At 52.5% G+C, this 21,280-nt stretch carries 18 protein-coding genes; 10 read left to right on the top strand and 8 right to left on the bottom strand.

Going from position 1 to position 21,280, the window contains the following annotated elements; genetic code table 11:
• Positions 1-8: 8 nt before the first annotated feature.
• A complete protein-coding gene (gene tyrA, locus L855_RS11980; protein ID WP_159788310.1) occupies positions 9-1,127 on the bottom strand; it encodes a bifunctional chorismate mutase/prephenate dehydrogenase in 1,119 nt (372 codons plus the stop codon).
• 12 nt (positions 1,128-1,139) lie between these two features.
• Positions 1,140-1,496: a phage holin family protein gene (locus L855_RS11975; protein WP_159788308.1), complete on the bottom strand. Its 357-nt coding sequence runs from the start codon at positions 1,494-1,496 to the stop codon at positions 1,140-1,142.
• A gap of 154 nt (positions 1,497-1,650) precedes the next feature.
• Here L855_RS11975 and L855_RS11970 point away from each other — a divergent pair, with 154 nt between their 5' ends.
• The 4 genes from L855_RS11970 to L855_RS11955 all read left to right on the top strand — a co-directional run bounded on the left by L855_RS11970 (position 1,651) and on the right by L855_RS11955 (position 4,199).
• Positions 1,651-2,145: a pentapeptide repeat-containing protein gene (locus tag L855_RS11970; RefSeq protein WP_159788306.1), complete on the top strand. Its 495-nt coding sequence runs from the start codon at positions 1,651-1,653 to the stop codon at positions 2,143-2,145.
• Between the two features lie 198 nt (positions 2,146-2,343).
• Positions 2,344-2,502 (top strand): hypothetical protein, encoded by a 159-nt coding sequence (locus L855_RS11965; protein WP_192925086.1) that lies wholly within the window; start codon positions 2,344-2,346, stop codon positions 2,500-2,502.
• Positions 2,459-2,641 (top strand): hypothetical protein, encoded by a 183-nt coding sequence (locus L855_RS11960; RefSeq protein WP_159788304.1) that lies wholly within the window; start codon positions 2,459-2,461, stop codon positions 2,639-2,641. Before L855_RS11965 ends, L855_RS11960 begins: the two co-directional genes overlap by 44 nt.
• The gene (locus L855_RS11955; protein WP_159788302.1) at positions 2,616-4,199 is read left to right on the top strand and encodes a 5-(carboxyamino)imidazole ribonucleotide synthase; all 1,584 of its coding nucleotides are present in this window, start codon (positions 2,616-2,618) and stop codon (positions 4,197-4,199) included. Before L855_RS11960 ends, L855_RS11955 begins: the two co-directional genes overlap by 26 nt.
• Positions 4,200-4,207: 8 nt before the next feature.
• On the opposite strand, the gene L855_RS11950 is transcribed toward L855_RS11955, so the two are convergent.
• The gene (locus L855_RS11950) at positions 4,208-5,071 is read right to left on the bottom strand and encodes a calcium-binding protein (RefSeq protein ID WP_159788300.1); all 864 of its coding nucleotides are present in this window, start codon (positions 5,069-5,071) and stop codon (positions 4,208-4,210) included.
• A 143-nt stretch (positions 5,072-5,214) separates the two neighbouring features.
• Here L855_RS11950 and trmB point away from each other — a divergent pair, with 143 nt between their 5' ends.
• Positions 5,215-5,850, top strand: a complete 636-nt coding sequence (gene trmB, locus L855_RS11945; protein WP_159788298.1) for a tRNA (guanosine(46)-N7)-methyltransferase TrmB — start codon at positions 5,215-5,217, stop codon at positions 5,848-5,850.
• Between the two features lie 5 nt (positions 5,851-5,855).
• On the opposite strand, the gene purM is transcribed toward trmB, so the two are convergent.
• Complete coding sequence (purM, locus tag L855_RS11940) at positions 5,856-6,857, bottom strand: phosphoribosylformylglycinamidine cyclo-ligase (protein ID WP_159788296.1); 1,002 nt, start codon at positions 6,855-6,857, stop codon at positions 5,856-5,858.
• 491 nt (positions 6,858-7,348) lie between these two features.
• On the opposite strand from purM, the gene L855_RS22430 reads away from it, so the two are divergent.
• Entirely contained in the window at positions 7,349-8,062 is a 714-nt protein-coding gene (locus L855_RS22430) for a septal ring lytic transglycosylase RlpA family protein (protein WP_159788294.1), read from the top strand.
• Positions 8,063-8,170: 108 nt separating this feature from the next.
• Positions 8,171-9,697 (top strand): bifunctional pantoate--beta-alanine ligase/(d)CMP kinase, encoded by a 1,527-nt coding sequence (locus L855_RS11930; RefSeq protein WP_159788292.1) that lies wholly within the window; start codon positions 8,171-8,173, stop codon positions 9,695-9,697.
• On the opposite strand, the gene sbcD is transcribed toward L855_RS11930, so the two are convergent.
• From sbcD to L855_RS11915, 3 genes are read right to left on the bottom strand one after another with little or no spacing between them, the layout of a single operon-like run.
• Positions 9,694-10,935, bottom strand: coding sequence for an exonuclease subunit SbcD (gene sbcD / locus L855_RS11925; protein ID WP_159788290.1), 1,242 nt, complete (start codon positions 10,933-10,935; stop codon positions 9,694-9,696). The two genes, L855_RS11930 and sbcD, sit on opposite strands and share 4 nt — an antisense overlap.
• 30 nt (positions 10,936-10,965) lie before the next feature.
• Complete coding sequence (locus L855_RS11920; protein WP_159788288.1) at positions 10,966-11,445, bottom strand: hypothetical protein; 480 nt, start codon at positions 11,443-11,445, stop codon at positions 10,966-10,968.
• 16 nt (positions 11,446-11,461) lie between these two features.
• On the bottom strand, positions 11,462-12,763 hold the full coding sequence (locus L855_RS11915) for a hypothetical protein (protein WP_159788286.1): 1,302 nt from the start codon (positions 12,761-12,763) through the stop codon (positions 11,462-11,464).
• Positions 12,764-13,637: 874 nt separating this feature from the next.
• Here L855_RS11915 and psaA point away from each other — a divergent pair.
• The 3 genes from psaA (at position 13,638) to L855_RS21915 (ending at position 18,604) form a co-directional block, all read left to right on the top strand.
• On the top strand, positions 13,638-15,893 hold the full coding sequence (psaA, locus tag L855_RS11910) for a photosystem I core protein PsaA (protein WP_159788284.1): 2,256 nt from the start codon (positions 13,638-13,640) through the stop codon (positions 15,891-15,893).
• Between the two features lie 28 nt (positions 15,894-15,921).
• Complete coding sequence (gene psaB / locus L855_RS11905; protein WP_159788282.1) at positions 15,922-18,150, top strand: photosystem I core protein PsaB; 2,229 nt, start codon at positions 15,922-15,924, stop codon at positions 18,148-18,150.
• A gap of 262 nt (positions 18,151-18,412) precedes the next feature.
• Positions 18,413-18,604, top strand: coding sequence for a hypothetical protein (locus L855_RS21915; RefSeq protein WP_246198828.1), 192 nt, complete (start codon positions 18,413-18,415; stop codon positions 18,602-18,604).
• Here the strand turns inward: L855_RS21915 and L855_RS11895 are convergent.
• A complete protein-coding gene (locus L855_RS11895) occupies positions 18,601-21,138 on the bottom strand; it encodes a UvrD-helicase domain-containing protein (protein ID WP_159788278.1) in 2,538 nt (845 codons plus the stop codon). The genes L855_RS21915 and L855_RS11895 overlap by 4 nt on opposite strands.
• Between the last annotated feature and the right edge of the window lie 142 nt (positions 21,139-21,280).

The raw sequence follows: 21,280 nt of genomic DNA, 5'->3' as shown, positions 1-21,280 counted from the left end.
CTGTTTCATCATTTCATATCAGGGGGAGGGGTGATGCTAGAGGGGGAGTCCACAACTCGGTCAGCGGCGAGGAGGATACTCATGGCTTCAATGAGGCGATCGCTCTCCCGAACCGCCCGTTCCGTTTCACTGCCAAAGGTCTCACTGGCGGCGTTCATGGCGGCAATCAGTCCCTGACGGTCTTTGGCTTGCACCTGTTCAGCCAGGGCCTGGAAGGTTTGGGCTAAACGGGCGATCGCCTCACGACGGTCAGCATTGGCCAGCATAATATCGGCATAGAGTTCGGCATCCTGTCCAAACAGACGACTCACCATATCAATGCCCAGGCGATAAATGGGACTGGATAGCTCTAGACTGCGGCCAACTTCAATACCATCTTGAGCTAAAAACACCCCCAGTCCAAACGTGGCGAAGTGACGAATCGCCTGAACTGTCACCATCATCTGATCATGTTCATCGGGGGGAGATTCGACTAAGTCCCCGCCATCTCGGGCCATGAGATCCACAAGCCATTGCCAAGCGGGGCGATCGCGGCCTGGACAAATTACCACTTTCTGAGACAAAAACGACTCCACCCCAGGGCCAAACATGGGATGTAATCCCACGACGGGGCCGGAATGAGCCGCTAACATGGTCTCCAACATGGGGCCCTTAATGCTCGTAATATCCGCTAACGTGGCAGTAGGTGGCAGATAGGCCGCCGTTTGGCGAATAATCTCTAAGGTTCGGTCAATGGGGACACAAACCAGGGCTAAGTCAATGTCTTTCAATAGGTCTGGGGCCTGATGCCAATCCTGTCGGCCCAACAGACGCACCTCATGGCCCGCCGCGAGGAACCGCTGGCGGAAAAACTGGGCCATCATCCCCCGGCCACCCACTAGAGTAATTCGTTGCTGAGGTTCTTCGGGGAGTCTGAGGGCAGATGTGGCCAGGGCCGCCGTACAACTGGTGACGAGGCTATTCCAGACAAAAGGCGGAACCCCAGCTTTCTGGAGTTCCGCCTGTATGCTAGCTGAGGATGGCGATCGATCAGATGTTGGCTGAGATAACCGCTGAATCCGCTGGCTGAGCAATTGAATCAGTTGCCGATCAATCCCGTTGAGAGAACGGTCGTTAGGGTCATTCATGAGACAGGACACTTAGGTAGCGTTGGGTTTCTTTCCAATTAAACTATCTAAGATACTCGAAACAAAGGAGAGAACTACAGACCCAACGATGGCCCAAAATAGCCCATTGACGGCGAAACCACTGGTGAGGTTAGCGACGATCAGAATGCTAATGGCATTGATCACCAGCAAGAACAGTCCTAGGGTGAGGATGGTAATGGGCAAGGTGAGGAGAACCAACAGGGGACGCACTACGGCGTTGACTAATCCAAGAATAATCGCTGCAATGAGGGCAGCGTTAATACTATCTAGCTCGATTCCAGGGACGAGATAGGCGGTGATAACGAGAGCGAGTGCCGTCATCAACCAGGTCACGATAAATTGTGGCATTTTTTCTTCCTTTCCTTATAACAGTGTTTAATTGCACCCCCATTGTATCTATAAATTTCTGGGTAACGCGGGGAGAGTAGAGGAGGGAGTTGGCAAGGGTAGGGCAGTGGCTTAGAGTAAAGAGTGATCTCTGGATATCTCTGCTGCTATGTTGATGGCGATCGCCCACATTGGTTTGGCTCTGCTACTTTCCCTCAATCTCGGCTTGGGACATCCCCTCGCTCAAGCGGTTCTCTATAACCCAGAACTCTCCTATAGTGAGGCAACTCTCGTCAATGAGGATTTCTCGGGGCAAACACTGGCTAGGGCGGAGTTTGCCGGTTGTACGTTGCGATCGGTGGATTTCAGCGATGCGGATTTACGGGGAACCACGTTTAGCGTTTCCTGGATGACGGATGTCAGTTTCCGAGGAGCGGATTTGAGTAATTCGATGCTGGATCAGGTGACGTTTAAGACGGTTGATTTACGGGATGCAGTGTTAACCGATGTGATTTTTCTGCGGTCCAAGTTTGAGGAGGTGCAGATTGCTGGGGCGGATTTCAGTGATGCGATTCTCGATGGGGCCCAGGTGAATAAACTCTGTGAACTGGCCGAGGGCGTGAATCCAACAACTGGGGTGGCTACTCGGGATTCGTTGTATTGTCGGTAAGAGGGAGAACCACTTCAGTCACAGAGGCCATAACCCACCCCTGCCCCTCCCAGGAGGGGAAAATAAAAAGAAGGCAAGGGGCAAAAGGTATAACCCACCCCTGCCCCTCCCAGAAGGGGAAAATAAGACGTAGGGGCGTACCTTTATGGTCGCCCTCTTCCTAAGCGGGTGATGTAAGTCTTTATTATTGATAAAATCATGGGTAACGATAAACAAACAGTGGGAATTATTGGCGGGGGACAGTTAGCCTGGATGATGGCCCAGGAAGCTAAACGCTTGCATCTTAAAACGCTGATTCAAACCCCAAGTTCTGATGACCCAGCGGTGGGACTTGCCGATGAGTCGCTTGCATCTTAAAACGCTGATTCAAACCCCAAGTTCTGATGACCCAGCGGTGGGACTTGCCGATGAGTTGGTGTTGGCTAAGGTGGCTGATGTGGCGGCAACCCAAACGTTAGCTCAACACTGTGATGTCATTACGTTTGGTGTTGGCTAAGGTGGCTGATGTGGCGGCAACCCAAACGTTAGCTCAACACTGTGATGTCATTACGTTTGAAAATGAGTTTGTTGACTTAGAAGAGTTGGAAAAAATAAACAACTCTCAGAGCTTATTTCGTCCTCGATTGTCTGCTTTAAAACCACTGTTAGACAAGTATGAACAACGCTGTTATATGCGCGATTTGGGATTGCCAGTTCCTCATTTTTTTAATTTAAAAAAAGGGGATGAATCTTCTGTAAACATCACCTTTCCTTGCGTCATGAAAGCTCGAAGACATGGCTATGACGGTCAAGGAACCGTGATTCTACGGGATAAACAGGCATTTGAGGAAACCTGGCAGCGTTGGGGATATCCATCGGTTTTGATTGAGGATTTTATCCCCTTTGAGCGAGAGTTAGCGGTCATTGCTGCTCGCAATGGTCAGGGAGAGATGGCGATTTATCCCATTGTGGAAACCCAACAAGAGAACCAAGTCTGTCGGCGAGTGATTGCTCGCTTGCATCTTAAAACGCTGATTCAAACCCCAAGTTCTGATGACCCAGCGGTGGGACTTGCCGATGAGGTGGTGTTGGCTAAGGTGGCTGATGTGGCGGCAACCCAAACGTTAGCTCAACACTGTGATGTCATTACGTTTGAAAATGAGTTTGTTGACTTAGAAGAGTTGGAAAAAATAAACAACTCTCAGAGCTTATTTCGTCCTCGATTGTCTGCTTTAAAACCACTGTTAGACAAGTATGAACAACGCTGTTATATGCGCGATTTGGGATTGCCAGTTCCTCATTTTTTTAATTTAAAAAAAGGGGATGAATCTTCTGTAAACATCACCTTTCCTTGCGTCATGAAAGCTCGAAGACATGGCTATGACGGTCAAGGAACCGTGATTCTACGGGATAAACAGGCATTTGAGGAAACCTGGCAGCGTTGGGGATATCCATCGGTTTTGATTGAGGATTTTATCCCCTTTGAGCGAGAGTTAGCGGTCATTGCTGCTCGCAATGGTCAGGGAGAGATGGCGATTTATCCCATTGTGGAAACCCAACAAGAGAACCAAGTCTGTCGGCGAGTGATTGCCCCGGCGGTGGTGTCGGAAGAGGTGGCAAAAGATTGTCAGGCGATCGCGCGATCGCTCCTGACAAATCTTGATGTGGTTGGGTTGTTTGGAATAGAACTCTTCTTAACTCCAGATGGGCAAGTTTTAGTCAATGAAATTGCCCCCCGAACCCATAATTCAGGACATTTTTCCCTCGATGCCTGTGAAACCTCTCAATTTGCCCAAATTTTGCGGGCGGTGTGTGATTTACCCCTCGGTTCGACGGCCATGACCTCTCCTGCGGCGGTGATGATAAATTTGTTGGGGTTTGAGACGGCGGAATCGGACTATCACGAGAAACGCGATCGCCTCTGTGAGTTCCCCAAGGCCCATGTCTATTGGTATGGCAAAACCCAATCCCGTCCTGGACGCAAATTAGGTCATGTCACCGTCTTATTGGAGGATGTCCAAGAAGCGGAAGCGGTAGCCGGGGCCATTGAAGACATTTGGCAGGGTAACGGTTAGAACTCCCCCTAAAACAAAATATCCAACGAACCGGGTGAGACATTCTGAATCCGTTGTTGCAGTTCTCGGGCCGTAATATCGATGACGACCCCTAAAATCGGGCCTTGTTCACCAACACGGACAATGGTATCAACTTGATCCGGTCGATTGGCCCCATCAAAACTCAACAGATTCGATAAATCAATCCCATCATCCAGAACGATATTAAAGCTATCGACAATAATGCGATCGCCCCAGGGGTCAAAATCAATCACCACATCACTGCTCAACAAATCCCCCGTCAAATCGCGACTGCGGAAGACAAAGGTGTTGCGTCCCCCATTTCCCCGCATATCATTGGCCCCCGGTCCCCCAATCAGCCAATCATCGCCATCGCCGCCGTTGAGAACATTATCCCCACCGCCACCAATCAAGGTATTGCGGCCACTAACTCCATTTAGGGTGTCATTCCCTAAATCGCCACTGAGAACATCATCCCCAGCATTGCCAAATAACACATCATTCCCTTGACCGCCAAAAATCGTATCATTGCCAATCCCAGCGGAAATCGTATCGTCCCCTAAATTGCCAAACAGGAGATTATTACCCTGGTTGCCGATGAGAACATCGTTATCTCGTCCTCCTGCCAGAGTGTCATTCCCGGCCCCGCCAATTAGGGTATCGTTGCCCGCATTACCAAAGAAAATGCGACCTACATTATCATTGATGGCTAAATCATTGCCCCCTCGCATGGCGATCGCATCAATCCCCGGCGAGGAAGCAAACAGTTGCCGTTGTTCGAGGGGAAGGGTATTAAAATCAACGACCGCATCCCCCTCCTGGGCAATACCAAAGTTAAAATCAGAACCGAGTTGAATGTCAACGAGTGCCATCGTACTTTAACCAGAACGTCTTGGGTTCACAGACTCTAGGAGTCTCGCTGCATTGTAAGTAGGATCAGCACTTTTTAACGGGGACTGCCCCCAGTTCCCCAACCGTCATAGGATAATGAGGTCGTTTTGAGGAGGTGTTTGTCTTGTCTCCAGTTCGAGTTCGCCAACATGTTAACCCCCTAAGTCGTAAGTACCAGCAGCCGGTTTCCCTCCCGGACTGGACTACAATCTACGACAACCCCCAGCAGCCACTCCATTTAGATATTGGCTGTGCGCGAGGCCGCTTTCTCTATGAACTGGCCCCACAACAGCCCGATTGGAATTTCCTCGGGTTGGAGATTCGTCAGTCCCTGGTGGATGAAGCCAACCAATGGCGCGATCGCGATAATCTGACCAATCTTCACTATCTATATTGCAATATCAATGTCATGAGTGAGGCCTTACTCGAATCCCTCCCCGAGGGATGCCTCAAACGCATCTCAATCCAATTCCCAGACCCCTGGTTCAAAAAACGCCACCATAAGCGTCGCGTGGTTCAACCGAAATTAGTAGAAGATTTAGCCCGTTTCCTGGCCCCCGATGGCGAGATTTTCCTGCAATCCGATGTGGAAGAGGTGGCCAGCGAGATGTGCGATCGCGTCTGGGAACATCCCGCCTTCACCGCCACCACGGACGACTGGCTACCGGAAAACCCCCTCCCCGTCCCCACAGAACGAGAAATTGCTACCCACAACAAAGGAGAACCCGTCTATCGCCGTCTCTTTTGCCGCCCCGTTTAGGGACGTTAGTCATCAACCACCTCACCCAGAACCCAGGCCGCTTGCTGTTGAGTTTCCAAACTTGCCAGAGTCGCCTCCACATCCCTAGGGGCAACAATCACCACAAATCCCACCCCCATATTAAAGGTGTCGAACATGGCCTCAGACGAAACAGTCCCTGCTTCCGCCAGCCATTGGAAGATAGCGGGAATCTCCCAGCTTGCCTCGTCAATGCGGACAGACTGTTTTTCTCCCAGACAACGGGGCAGGTTTTCTGGAAGTCCGCCGCCGGTAATATGGGCCATCCCGTGAATCTCAATCCCCTGACGACGCAGTTCTAAGATGGGCTGGATATAGAGTTGGGTCGGCGTTAGAAACACCTCTCCCAACGATTGTCCCTGAAATACCGGGGGACAATCACTCCAGGAATAGCCCCCATCCGCGATGATTTTCCGCACCAGACTATAGCCGTTGCTGTGAACCCCGGAACTGGGAAGGGCGATCGCCACATCGCCAATGTTCACCTGAGATCTATCCAGGAGTTGCTGTTTTTCGACAATTCCCACGCAAAATCCGGCCATGTCATATTCCCCATCGGGGTAAAATCCTGGCATTTCGGCGGTTTCTCCCCCCAATAGGGCACATCCGGCGTCCCGACAGCCGATCGCAATCCCACTCACGACTTGGGCTAACTGTTCGCTGTCGAGTTTTCCGGTGGCTAGGTAATCGAGGAAATACAGCGGTTCGGCCCCACTGGTGAGGACATCATTGGCACACATGGCCACCAGGTCAATTCCCACCGTGTCGTGGCGGTTGAGATGTTGGGCCAGTTTGAGTTTAGTTCCCACTCCGTCGGTTCCTGATACTAAAACCGGCTGCTGATAGCCCTGGGGAATCTCAAAATAGCCTCCAAACCCTCCCAGGCCTCCCAGAACCCCAGGACGATAGGTGTCTTTTACGAGGGATTCGATACGGTTGACGAAGGCGCGACCGGCTTCGATATTGACTCCAGCGTCCCGATAGTCCATGAGGCAGATTTGTCTAATGAGGTGATAGGGGGCTGCGATCGCAAGACCGCAACTGCAAGCTGCATTTTAGCCTAAGCTTGCCCATTTCTGGAAACCCGCCTTGCTCCCTTACCACACTTTATCCACTTTTTATGTGTTTTTTATGTAAAGATTTGTGGAGCTATGAAAAACGCTAGACCTCTTACAGGGAAAAGATTGCAGCAGAAAAGCCCCGAAAAACGGATTGTAAAGTTTTGGTAAAGTTACACCGTTTTTCGAGGGGTCACTGATCCCCGATTCAAAATCTTCGTGTTATTCTGTTGCAGTTCCACCTACAACATAAACACGAAATGAGTATGAGTTAGTGGTCGAGGGAGCAAAATTTGCCACTCGACACCAGCCAGCCTCCTTGGAGTTAGGCAGACTCCATTAGAGAGAGGCGATCACACTGACCTCGTACTCCCAAACACACCACTGCGTGTGTTGTACTCACTCAGGAGAAGCCCTTATTTATGAGTTATCAACTTTGGAGACGTTTCACGGTCGCCCTAGCAATTGCCGGAGTTAGCAGCTCAGCTAACCTTGCCAATGCCAGCGAAGGCAGCGCAGCACGCCACCTTTCCCGAGTCACGCAAGCCACTGTTTCGGAGCTTGTGCAAGGGACTGACGAAGCCGCTGAGACCGTGACGCTCTCTCCAACGGCTGAGGAGAGGTATGTTGCGAATCGGGGACAAGTCGAGAATGCTAACTTAGGAGCTGAAGACCTATCATCAGCTCCGAGTCAGATTCTAGATAACTCTAGTGTACTAGATGCCCTAGCTCCCCCGCAACCTGAAGTTTTGGGAACATTTGCTTCGGCAACCCATCAGGCCTACCGTGACACTGGAACCACCAACAAACCTGATCCGGCCCCCAAATCAGAAGCGGTGCTCTACGAAGAACAGGGGATAGCCTCCTGGTACGGACCCGGGTTTGAAGGAAATCAAACCGCTAACGGTGAGATTTTCAACAGTCAAGACATCACCGCCGCTCACTTAGAACTTCCCTTTGGAACCCATGTACGGGTCACCAACCTCAATAATGGTCGCTCCCTGGTGGTGCGGATTAACGATCGTGGCCCCTACGTGGGGAACCGCATTATCGACCTGTCCGCCGGTGCAGCTCGCGAGCTGGGAATGATTAACAGCGGAACCGCTCCTGTAGTGGTGGAAGTTCTCGCGGACTAACCCTTGACAGTTGGGCCTGAATCATTGACAGTGGATCGTTTGCATAGGTGCATCTGACGGGGCTGATCCGGCTCCTAGCAAGCGATTACTGTTACATCCGAAGGGGTCATGAAACAACTGACAACCATTGCCGAATTACGAGATTACCGACAAGGTGTCTCCTCAACCGAGACCCTAGGCTTGATCCCGACGATGGGCAACCTTCATGCAGGGCATTTAAGCCTGATTCGGCAAGGGCGATCGCACAATGATCAGCTTATTGTCAGTATTTTCCTCAACCCCCTACAATTCGGGCCCAACGAAGACCTCGCTCGCTATCCCAAAACCCTCGATGCCGATTTAGAGCATTGTCGAGCGGCGGGAGTGGATGCCGTTTTCTGTCCCCAAGCCGAGGACTTGGGGATCTCATCTCAAGACTCATCCTCAGTTCTCACCCAAGTTTGTCCCCCCCCTGACCTCACCTCCGTCCTCTGTGGGCGATCGCGTCCCGGACATTTTCAGGGGGTGGCCACCATCGTCACCAAGCTTTTTAATCTCATCCAACCCCATCGGGCCTATTTCGGCGAGAAAGATGCCCAGCAACTGCTGATTATCCGCCGTCTTGTCGCCGACCTAAATTTTCCTGTCGAGATTATCCCCTGTGCGTTAGTGCGGGAGGAGTCTGGACTGGCCTACAGTTCTCGAAACCAGTATCTGAGCGATCGCCAACGAGAGCAAGCCAGCGTCCTGTATCGAGGATTGGCGGCCGCGCGATCGCAATTCCAGCGGGGGGAACGAGATGCCAAGGCCCTATTGGCGATCGTGCAAGCAGAACTGGCCCAGGTTCCCCAAGTGCAGCCCGAGTATGTAGAATTAGTCGATCCCCAGTCTTTAGCCCTCCTAACCACCATTAAGGATCAAGGACGACTGGCGATCGCCGCCCACCTCGGTTCCACTCGCCTCATTGATACTATGTTGTTAACGATTCGTCAGCCCATTGTTGCCATCGATGGCCCAGCGGGGGCTGGAAAGTCCACCGTCACCCGACAGGTCGCCGACAAACTCGGCCTACTCTATCTCGATACCGGGGCCATGTACCGGGCTGTAACCTGGTATGTCCTCGAATGTGGTATCTCTGTCAACGATGAAGCCCATATCGCCCAAGCCCTGAAAAACTGCGAGATTCGCCTAGAACCCCAGGGAGACAGTCCCCAATGTCGCGTCTGGGTGAATCAGCATGAGGTGACCCAAGCCATTCGCAGTCCCGAGGTGACTGCCCAAGTCTCTACGGTGGCAGCCTTCCCCGCCGTTCGTGAATTTTTGGTGCGACAACAACAGGAGTATGGGGCCGCTGGCGGCTTAGTGGCCGAAGGGCGAGATATGGGAACTCAGGTGTTCCCGGATGCTGATGTCAAGATTTTTCTCACCGCTTCTGTGCAAGAACGGGCCCGACGACGCCAGGTAGACCTGGAAAAACAGGGTTATGAGGTGAACCTCTCCCAATTGGAAGCCGAAATTGCCCAGCGAGACCAACAAGACAGCACTCGGGCCATCTCTCCCCTGCAAAAAGCCGAGGATGCGATCGAAATCCAAACCGATGATCTCACGGTGGAGGCTGTGGTTAGCCAGATTCTAAGCTACGTCCCCCGTGATTAACTCTCGCGAAATAAGGGTAACTCATCCTCATGTAAGAGGTGTTCAGCGGCTTTAACGAGATCCTCACGGATATCTCGGAGGTCTTCGCGGTTGTCTAAATAGGCATGGAGGGCATCGAGGGGGTCAATGGCCCGTCCACTGAGGGAGGGAATGCGGGGCCGACTGAGTTGGCTGATTAACTCTGGTTGAATTGTGGCACTGTGGGCGGGTTTTAGGGCTTTGCGAAGTTCTGAGGTATTGATACGATCGAGTTGGTCGGCTCGCAGTTTATAGCGTAAGCGGACCACGCGATCGCACAGGTCTTTTTTCTGGAGAGTCGTTAGCAGCATGGCTTGGGGGTCATCCGCCTCAGAAACATCAACAGAGATGGTCAGGAACGGGCGAACGGGGAGCGGACAAAATTCCCAGCGACAGGTTCCCACCTCCACCTCCGCCAGAACATAGCCTTTGTCCTCTTTCTCCTCACTAAAGTCAACCCGCTCAATGCTGCCGGGATAGACCACGGGGGGATCATTACTGGGGTTAAGATTTTGGTGTTTGTGGACATGGCCTAGGGCCACATAGTCAAATTCTTCACGCACCAGCAGGGAGAGGGGAATGGTGAAGCCTTTACTCACCGCTAAGAGTCGTTCTGCCCCAAATTTGGCTTTATCGCTCATCAGATGACCCAGGAGAATTGTGGGACAGGTGCGATCGCGTTTGCGAATTTCTCCTTCTAGGGCAATCCGTAGGCGTTCCGCCAGCAGTTCATTGATTTGGGCGATGGAGAGGCCTTGACTTTCAGGACGGGTTAAGAGGGTGGAACTGGTGAGCCAGGGTAAGGTGATGACTTGTATGGTTCCGTTGCGAGTGGGGATGGAATGGAGATCTAGGCGATCGCCGACAATGAAGTTAGGAACGGCCAGGGTTCGGTAAATTCCTAGACTGGCACTTCCATCGGCGAGGGAGTAGCGATCGTGATTTCCGACTAGCAGTACGGTGGGGATATTGGCTTGGGCCAGGCGGTGAAACTCCAGGGCGAAGGCTTCGGCAATATAGGGCGGGGGAGTGGCGTCGGGAAAGGCATCCCCGCCAAAGAGAACCAGGTCGACGGAGTCTTCTAGGGCGCGATCGATACAACGTCTAAGGGTGCCAATAAAGTCCAGAAAACGGGTATTGAGTCCCGTGTCGGGGTCAAGTTTGCCGTGAGAGAAGCCACTCCCGAGGTGGATATCAGATAGATGCAGAACTTTAACCATAATCAATAGATATAACTCACGAGAGGGGGGCTAGGGAATCAGACGACGTAAGCCTGAGGGGCCGCCTCGTTCGACGTCCAGCCGACAGCGAAGCGGGGACTGCTGAAAATCACAGGTATAGGCGGCCAGCAGTCGCTCTGGTTGTTGACGATTGAAGACGCGCAGGTTGTAGCCATGGGAGCGGGCCACTAGACCCATTTGATGCACAAATTGATAGCGTTCTAGGTAATCCAGGGGAGTCCAAAATTGTGGGTTAATCACCAGGTCGATTCGTTGCTGTTCGGGATAGGCCAGCCAAGTGTTGAGCAGAGACCCGCCAAATTGCTGGGCCGCCCACCACAAACTGGGTTCCGTTAGACCTTCTTGGGAGACCGTCTCGGGACGAATGATGGGTTCTTCAAATCGCTCGGGAGGGCGATCGAGATGGTCTAGGTTGAGGGGGTCACGGGCCGGTTGGGGATGGGCAAGGCCCGGAGCTGCCAGGAGATGCACCACAGCCATGAGAGTCAAGGCTGTCGAAGCGAGTTTAGCGGCCAGGCTCCGCTTCACTAAGACCGGTTGGCGGTTCAGTTGGGACTGCTGGAGATTCTGGGGTCGTTGAGACTGAGTTGGAGTCGCGATCGCCCTCGTTAAGGGTTGGGGGTTCCGGTTCTGGGACTTCAGGTTCTGAGATGTCCGCTTCTGGAGGTGCTTCCTCCTTGGACATCTCTGGGATAATCGGCTCGGGTGCTGCTTCGGGTTCGACAATTTCTGGCAGGGTGTCTTCGGGGGTTAGGACGGGTTCCGGTTCAATCTCCGGTTCAACTGCCGCTGGTTCGGGTTCTGGCTCAGGTTCCGGCTCAGGTTCTGGCTCAGGTTCCGGCTCAGGTTCGGGTTCTAAGACAAGGTTGGGGTCAATCAGACTTTCCGCTTCTTTGGAACTGAGTTGACCTTGGATCAGTTGAGAGAGCGAATCATTCAGACTGGGGTCATAGGTAATGAGTTCGGCGGTGGTGTTAAAGGTGTTTTGCAGGGGTTCGCCGGTTGCATCTATAAATTCTAGCTTGACCCAGTTGGTTCCGGGTTGGAAGCCTTTGAGGTAGAAGGGTTGCCAGCGATCGCTGATGAAGCTATAGCCGTTGACGGTGGCCCGGACTCGCCAATCGGGAATTTCATCATCCTCAAATTCTTGGGCGACGAGATGCAGGGGGGCATTCGTGAGGTAAAAATCTAGTAGGATCGGTTCGGCCCCATAGGTCCCTCGGGGATGATGATAGGTGAGGAGGGGACGCTCAGGGTCGGGTTGATGGTTGCCGGTTTTGGTGTAGAGGTGGAAGGTGGTTTGCGCGTAGGCCCCTTCATTTTTGAAGCTTTCATGCCAGGGACGCACGGCAAAGGCCCGCAGGGTATGGGTTCCGGCATCGAGTCCCTCTAGGGTGATGGGGTCTTCGAGCTTGTAGATGGGGTCGAGGGGGCGATCGTCGACTATTAATTGGATGTAGGGGCCGAGTCCCAGGGTTGGGTTTTGGAAGATGGGCAGGTCTTGAACCTTCAGTTCAACCTTAACGCTGCTGTTGCGGAGGATAGCATCGGGGCGGGGTTGGCGAATCTTGACTTGGGGACGGTAGCGATCGAGGGCGACTTTGAGCTGGGCGATCGCCTCGGGGGGGGAGACTTCGGTTAGTTCCATGGGGGGGGCGATCGCCTCAGCGGTTCGCTTGGCCCGGGTTCCTGACTCAATCGTTAAGTCGGGTTGGCTACAGCCCCAGAGTCCCCAGACCAGTAGTAGGGCCAACGGTAGGGACAGCCACTTTTTCCACAGTGATGGGCGATCGTCTCGATTCAGCACGCCGGAAACACTCCCTCAAAATAACAACGTCCAATTACAGATTACCGGACTTGCCAGTCACTATAGCGGAAAATGCCCAAACTGCGTCAGTTCCTAAGGTTCAAACTCCCTCGGGACCACAGGGAGATTTGAGCTGATGGGACCGGGCTTGAGATGAGCCTCTCCATGCGCTAAGATGTTGTTTCATAAACCCTGTAATATATATAGATCAGCATCTCCTCGGTTTTCGTTGATTATATTAAAAGAATTTAATTTTTGTAAACTTAATGTTACGTTGCTTGACTTGACGGGCAATTTTTACTAGCGCACCTAACAAAAAAAGCGAAGAAATCGTTTGAATTATTCTGAAAGAAGACCTATAATCACAAACATAGATTCTCGGTAACAGCCGCAGAATGTTCGGTCTGGCTCCTGAGCCACTAGGTTTGGGGTCAACAAAAAATCAACTTCCCTAATATGAAGCTGACTGCAAGCGACATAAAAGATAAAAAACGTAATATGGGATTTTCGAGTCCCAAGTTATCACATCCAAGACTGCGGGAGTTGAGTTGGGCATTTTGTGGTCAGACGTTACTCAGAAAAACGAGTCTAAAAGCCTCCCCACTTTAGGGAGACATTCTAGACAGAATCATCTGTGGTAGAATGCTTTTCACGTCGTACCGGAGGGCATCCGGGAACTCATCTCAAATAAAACGCATTGTGCGTTACACTTTTGAGAGAAATGCCTGGGCAGGCACCCATTGCGAATGATGTTGGGAAACTAACATTCAGGAGTTGGGAAGCCGAACCAGGAATCTAGAACCGCGAGGTCTAGAACATCCCCACGCCTTTAGGCTGGTGAGTATGTCAATGGTCTAGAGAGAGGAGAGACTCGATGACGATTAGTCCCCAAGAGCGGGATGCAAAAGTCAAAGTCGAGGTCGACAAAAATCCGGTTCCGACTTCTTTTGAGAAGTGGGGCAAACCTGGTCACTTCGATCGCACTTTGGCACGAGGTCCAAAAACCACCACTTGGATTTGGAACCTCCATGCAGACGCTCATGATTTTGACAGTCAAACCAACGACTTAGAAGAAGTATCGCGCAAAATTTTTAGCGCCCACTTCGGTCAACTGGCAGTCATTTTTATCTGGTTAAGCGGTGCCTACTTCCACGGCGCACGTTTCTCCAATTATGAAGCTTGGTTAAGCGATCCCACTGGGATCAAGCCAAGTGCTCAAGTAGTTTGGTCCATTGTGGGTCAAGACATCCTCAACGCCGACGTTGGTGGTGGCTTCCACGGGATTCAAATTACATCCGGATTATTCCAACTTTGGCGTGCTAGCGGCATTACCAATGAGTTCCAACTGTACTGCACCGCCATTGGTGGTCTAGTAATGGCAGCTTTGATGCTGTTCGCCGGTTGGTTCCATTACCACGTCAGTGCACCGAAACTGGAATGGTTCCAAAACGTGGAATCGATGATGAACCACCACTTGGCTGGTTTACTCGGACTTGGCTCCTTAGGTTGGGCCGGTCACCAAATCCACGTTTCGCTTCCCATTAATAAACTTCTGGATGCTGGTGTTGCACCGCAGGATATTCCCCTGCCGCACGAGTTTATCCTTGATACAAGCAAAATGGCGGAACTGTATCCCAGTTTTGCCAAAGGTTTAACCCCATTCTTTACCTTGAACTGGGGTGAATATGCAGACTTCCTAACCTTCAAAGGTGGCTTGAACCCCCAAACCGGTGGTCTCTGGCTCAGCGATACGGCTCACCATCACTTGGCGATCGCCGTCCTGTTTATCATCGCGGGTCACATGTACCGGACCAACTGGGGTATCGGTCACAGCATGAAGGAAATCCTGGAAGCCCATAAAGGACCCTTTACCGGAGAAGGTCACAAAGGACTCTACGAGATCCTGACCACCTCCTGGCATGCCCAGCTTGCGATTAACCTCGCCATGATGGGTTCCCTGAGTATCATTGTGGCTCACCACATGTACTCCATGCCTCCCTATCCGTACATTGCAACGGATTACCCGACTCAACTGTCGCTGTTTACCCACCATATGTGGATTGGCGGCTTCCTAATTGTCGGTGCAGGTGCTCACGCAGCCATCTTCATGGTTCGTGACTATGACCCTGCCAAAAACGTGGATAACCTGCTCGATCGGGTCATCCGCCACCGAGATGCAATCATCTCCCACCTGAACTGGGTTTGTATCTTCTTAGGCTTCCATAGCTTTGGGCTTTACGTCCACAACGACACCATGCGTGCCTTTGGTCGTCCTCAAGATATGTTCTCCGACACGGGGATCCAGCTTCAGCCGATCTTTGCCCAATGGGTTCAACACCTACATACCTTGGCACCGGGCAACACTGCCCCCAATGCCTTAGCGAGTGTTAGTCCTGCCTTTGGCGGCGATGTCGTCGCTGTCGGTGGAAAAGTCGCCATGATGCCCATTCAATTGGGTACAGCTGACTTCATGGTTCACCACATTCACGCCTTCACCATCCACGTGACGGTGCTGATTCTGCTCAAAGGTGTTCTGTTTGCTCGTAGCTCTCGCTTGATTCCTGACAAAGCCGAGCTAGGCTTCCGCTTTGCTTGTGACGGTCCGGGACGTGGCGGTACTTGCCAAGTCTCTGGTTGGGACCATGTGTTCTTGGGTCTGTTCTGGATGTACAACAGCCTCTCCATCGTGATTTTCCACTTCAGTTGGAAGATGCAATCCGATGTTTGGGGAACAGTTGGTGCAGACGGTTCGGTGTCCCACATCACCTATGGCAACTTTGCCCAAAGCGCCATTACCATTAATGGATGGTTGCGCGACTTCCTGTGGGCGCAAGCCTCTCAGGTAATCGGTTCCTACGGTTCAGCCCTGTCCGCCTATGGACTGCTGTTCCTCGGTGCTCACTTCGTTTGGGCATTCAGCCTCATGTTCCTCTTTAGTGGACGTGGCTACTGGCAAGAGCTAATTGAGTCGATTGTTTGGGCTCATAACAAGCTCAAAGTCGCTCCCGCGATTCAACCCCGCGCCCTGAGCATCATTCAAGGTCGGGCCGTTGGTGTCGCCCACTATCTGTTAGGTGGGATTGCCACAACTTGGGCATTCTTCCTGGCACGGATCATTTCAGTAGGATGATACTCGCACGCATCTCCTTGTAGGACTTATGGCAACGAAATTCCCAAAATTTAGCCAAGACTTGGCCCAGGATCCAACCACACGGCGGATCTGGTACGGGATTGCTACGTCGCACGATTTCGAAAGCCATGATGGTATGACGGAAGAGAATCTTTACCAAAAGATTTTCGCGTCCCACTTCGGACACCTCGCCATTATCTTTCTGTGGACCTCAGGCAACCTCTTCCATGTCGCTTGGCAAGGCAACTTCGAGCAGTGGATCAAAGATCCCCTCAACATCCGTCCCATCGCTCACGCGATTTGGGATCCTCAATTCGGTCAAGGCGCTGTTGATGCCTTCACCCAAGCCGGGGCCTCTAACCCGGTAAACATCGCGTACTCCGGCGTGTACCACTGGTGGTACACCATCGGGATGCGAACCAATGCTGACCTCTATCAAGGGTCCATCTTCCTGATGCTCTTGGCAGCCGTGATGCTGTTCGCTGGTTGGCTTCACCTGCAACCGAAATATCGTCCGAGCCTCTCTTGGTTTAAAAATGCTGAGTCTCGCCTGAACCACCACCTCGCGGGTCTGTTCGGAGTTAGCTCACTGGCTTGGACGGGTCACCTGGTGCATGTCGCCATCCCCGAGTCTCGTGGTCAGCATGTGGGCTGGGATAACTTCCTCAGCACCATGCCGCACCCTGCCGGACTGAAGCCCTTCTTCACCGGTAACTGGGGCGTGTATGCTCAAAGTCCTGACACCGCTAGCCATGTCTTTGGCACGTCTGAAGGTGCAGGAACCGCTATCTTGACGTTCTTGGGTGGCTTCCACCCGCAAACCGAGTCCCTGTGGCTGACGGATATGGCGCATCACCATCTGGCGATCGCCGTCCTGTTCATCGTCGCAGGTCACATGTACCGCACCAACTTTGGTATCGGTCACAGCATTAAAGAGATCCTCGGCGCTCACAATCCCCCCAAAGGCACTCCTTTCGGCGGAATGTTGGGTGAAGGCCACAAAGGTCTTTACGACACCATCAACAACTCGCTGCACTTCCAACTGGGTCTGGCTCTCGCCTCCCTAGGTGTGATTACCTCCCTGGTCGCGCAGCACATGTACGCCCTGCCTCCCTACGCCTTCATGGCTAAGGACTACACCACCATGGCAGCGTTGTACACCCATCACCAGTACATTGCTGGATTCCTGATGGTTGGGGCATTTGCTCACGGCGCAATCTTCTTTGTCCGTGACTATGATCCCGAAACGAACAAAAACAATGTTCTGGCTCGGATGCTGGATCATAAAGAGGCTCTCATTTCTCACCTGAGCTGGGTGTCTCTGTTCCTCGGCTTCCATACCTTAGGACTGTATGTTCACAACGACGTCGTCGTTGCTTTCGGAACCCCCGAAAAACAAATCCTGATTGAGCCAGTCTTCGCCCAATGGATTCAGGCAGCATCAGGTAAAGCCCTCTACGGCTTTGACGTTCTTCTATCGAACCCCGACAGCATTGCCACCACCGCTTGGCCCAACCATGCCAACGTGTGGCTCCCCGGTTGGTTGGATGCCATCAACAGTGGTTCCAACTCCCTGTTCCTGACCATTGGTCCTGGTGACTTCTTAGTCCACCATGCGATCGCCCTCGGTCTGCATACCACCACCTTGATTCTCGTCAAAGGTGCGTTGGATGCCCGTGGTTCCAAGCTGATGCCGGACAAAAAAGACTTCGGTTACAGCTTCCCTTGTGATGGTCCTGGTCGTGGCGGTACGTGCGACATCTCTGCTTGGGATGCCTTCTATCTCGCCATGTTCTGGATGCTGAACACCTTAGGTTGGTTGACCTTCTACTGGCACTGGAAACACCTCACCGTTTGGCAAGGTAACGTTGCCCAGTTTAACGAGTCGTCCACCTATCTGATGGGTTGGTTCCGCGATTACCTGTGGTTGAACTCTTCCCAGTTAATCAACGGCTACAATCCCTTCGGTGTCAATAACCTCTCGGTTTGGGCTTGGATGTTCCTGTTCGGTCACCTTGTTTGGGCTACAGGCTTCATGTTCCTCATCTCTTGGCGGGGTTACTGGCAAGAACTCATCGAAACCTTGGTTTGGGCACACGAGCGCACTCCTCTAGCGAACCTGGTTCGTTGGAAAGACAAGCCCGTTGCACTCTCCATCGTTCAGGCTCGGGTTGTGGGTCTAGCTCACTTTACTGTGGGGTATATCTTCACCTACGCTGCCTTCCTGATTGCCTCGACGGCTGGTAAGTTCGGTTAATCTGAACTCCGACGCTTAGGATAATCGACAAGACCTCCTCTCACCCGAGAGGGGGTTTTGTTTGTTTAAGGGTGAGCTTTATTTAATAGGGAATCCGCATACCATAGCCCCTTCCGCCCCCAAGTTCTGACCCAAGTTGCCGAGCATACTGGATAAAATAGAAGACAGGCGGACTCGCAGCAACCTGGCAGCAGCCACGGGAGTTTTGGCTGGGTTAGTCCTGGGTGAAGATGTGATTCGTCAAATTATTAGGAGAGATGTCATGAGAGAGTCAGTCATCTATCAAGAAATTCTCCAAGAAGGAGAGCTAATTGGTGAACAACGGGGAATCCTGGAAGGTAAACAACAAGTGGCTATCAATCTTCTCCGGCAAGGAATGACGGTAGAACAGGTTGTTAACTTGACTGAGTTGCCTCGGGATGTGGTGCAAAAACTCCCGGATGACAACGGTTAATCCCTGAGTAACAGTTCTCCCAAGGGCGACGGTTCGGGAGGTGGGGCGGCGCTGAAGCTGAGTTCCTCGTCTGGGGGCAGTTCCCAGGTTCCTAGGGGAATGGCGGCGGCGTCGAATCCGGGCTGTAATTGCTCTAAAAAACCCCCCTTGGGTTCGCAGGCGGTTAGGATGAGTTTGTCCCGCGATCGCGTCAAGGCGACATATAATAAGCGTAGGGATTCTTGGTCTTCGAGTTGTCGCTGAAGTCGCTGTAAATAAACATAGAGAAATGGCTTTCCCTCTCGTTCAAAGTCATCACTAAACTTCACCGCCAGCCCAATCTCTGGATCGAATAAAACGGAGTCGCTGCGGGCAGAGGATTTCACGGACAAATCCCCTAAAATTACCCGTTTCCATTCTAATCCTTTCGACCCATGAATGGTCATTAAGGACACTGCATTACTGGCATCGAGGGGAAGCCGAGGAATGGCGGCATCCATGGCCCGTAATCGTTGTAGGCGACGCACGACACTATACAGACTGCGATCGCCCCCCTCAATATCCCTCACAAACTCCCGAAATCCCCGCCAATCCGCTAGACGACGGCGACAACTCGGGAGATTGGCTAACACCGCTGTATAGCCCGTCAAGCGATCGCCCTCCTGCAAGACTCTCGCCGGAGACTCCTCCTGGGCGAACTTCCGTAACGCCTCCAACACCGTCAGCGGCGAAATAGGGGGAAGTTCTTCAGCCTCACAGTCAAGAGAGGTCCAATCCACCCGTTGCAACCGTTGCCACCAGGTTAAGGAAGGATTGCCATCGGTTTGTTGTTTAATTAACAAGAGGGCGCGATCGCTCAAGGCAAAAAAGGGACTTCGCAACACCGCCACTAACGCCCGATCATCTTCAGGATGACAAACACACTCCAGCAACGCCATACCATCCTTGGCTTCCCGCGTCTCCAACAACGAACCCCCTCCCGCCAAAGCAATGGGGATTCCTCGGGCTTCCAAGGCCTCCGCATAGACTCCCAAGGGGGCATTGGTACGGGCTAAAATGGCAATCTCCCCGGCAGCTACCTCCCCCGTCTCCAGCCACTGTTGCACGAACTCCGCCATGCGATAGGCTTCCGCCGCCCGTTTCTGGGCCTTGGGCCAGGTTGGGGCTTCCGGGAGACAAAACACCTGCACATCCGGTTCAGCATCGGGGATCTCGTCACGAGACGATCGCAGGGATTGATGTAAGTGCTTCAGCAGGGGGCGGAACAGGGTATTAATCTGTTCAATCAGCCGAGGATGGGTGCGGAAACACAGACTTAGGGCAACTTCCTCTCCTCCCTCTTGTTGAATCCGTTGCCGCATTTGCTGAAAGACTTGGATATCAGCCCGGCGAAAGCTATAAATAGATTGTTTCTCATCGCCAACGACGGTGAGCGTCGCCTGTTGCGTTAACGCCTTGAGAAACTTCCCCTGGGTGGGGTTGGTGTCTTGAAATTCATCGACGAGGATGGCTTGGAAGCGATCGCCATACTCACAACGAATCCGCTCATCTTGCAGGGCTTCTAAGGCATAGATTTCTAAATCGGCAAAACACAACACGCGATCGCGACATTTGCGGGTTTGTAATTCTCGGTAAATCCAATTAAAAGCCTCCTGGAGAGACGGTAATAATTTCGCTAAATCCTCATCCAACTCCCCCAGGTGCAATACCTGGAGTTCCGCTTCATAGGTTTTGGCTAAATCTCGCAAGTCTTTCAACTGTTGGCGAATCACCTCTAATCCTCCCGCCTTCCAGTTCTTCTTACTGCCCCGTTCACGGCTGAAATTGCGCTCAATGAGAATTTTGAGCAGTTCAGGCGATCGCTCCCCTCCCTGGAGCCGACAGAGGGCGGTATAGACCTGTTGCCGAGCGGGTTCCAGGGTATCTTTGCCACTGCCGCTATAGCGAGGCAGAATCTCTAAACTCTCTTGAATCAGGGGATGGTTGAGAATCTCGTCAAAGATCTCATCTTGAAGCTGTTGGGCCAGGGAGGGCCAGGAATCGGGAGACGACTCAAAGGCGGCTTGCACGGAGAGGGGATCGTCGAGGAGTTGAGGCAGAATGGCCTCAAGCAGATGATAGGGAACCTGTTCATAAAGATGTTCCGGGAGGCGATTGAGAATCTTGAGACTGGCTTCGTCAAACCAAAGTTGACTCTCAATGGCATCCAAGACTCGGAAATCTGGGGGAATGCCTAAATCGAGGGCGCGATCGCGGCAAATTTGGGCGGCGAGACTGTGGAAGGTACAGATGGGGGCGGCTTCGAGTTCTGCGAGGAGTTCGAGGTTATCGGGCATCTCTTGGGCAATCATCTCCCGAATCCGCGATCGCAGTTCCAGGGCGGCTTTCTCGGTGAAGGTGACGGCGACGACTTCGAGGGGGGAGTAGCCATCGTCTCGCAGATGATGCAGATACCGTTGGGCCAACATATAGGTTTTGCCGGTTCCTGCCCCGGCGGTGATGGCGACACTTCCTTTGGCGTAGACGGCTTGGTGTTGTTCGGGGGTTAGGGGCATAGAAGAAGGGAAGAGGGAAGAGGGGGGAAGAAGGCAGTAGGCAGTAGGGGGGAAGAAGGCAAGAGATTGCTCTTGAAAATTTTTATCAAACCCCTTGCCTTGGGGATTCTTTTATCGCTAGAATAGGCGGTAGCAGATTGCC

It is taken from the genome of Sodalinema gerasimenkoae IPPAS B-353 (genome assembly GCF_009846485.1).
Lineage (GTDB): Bacteria > Cyanobacteriota > Cyanobacteriia > Cyanobacteriales > Geitlerinemataceae > Sodalinema > Sodalinema gerasimenkoae.
This window is presented reverse-complemented; position numbering and strand designations above follow the sequence as displayed.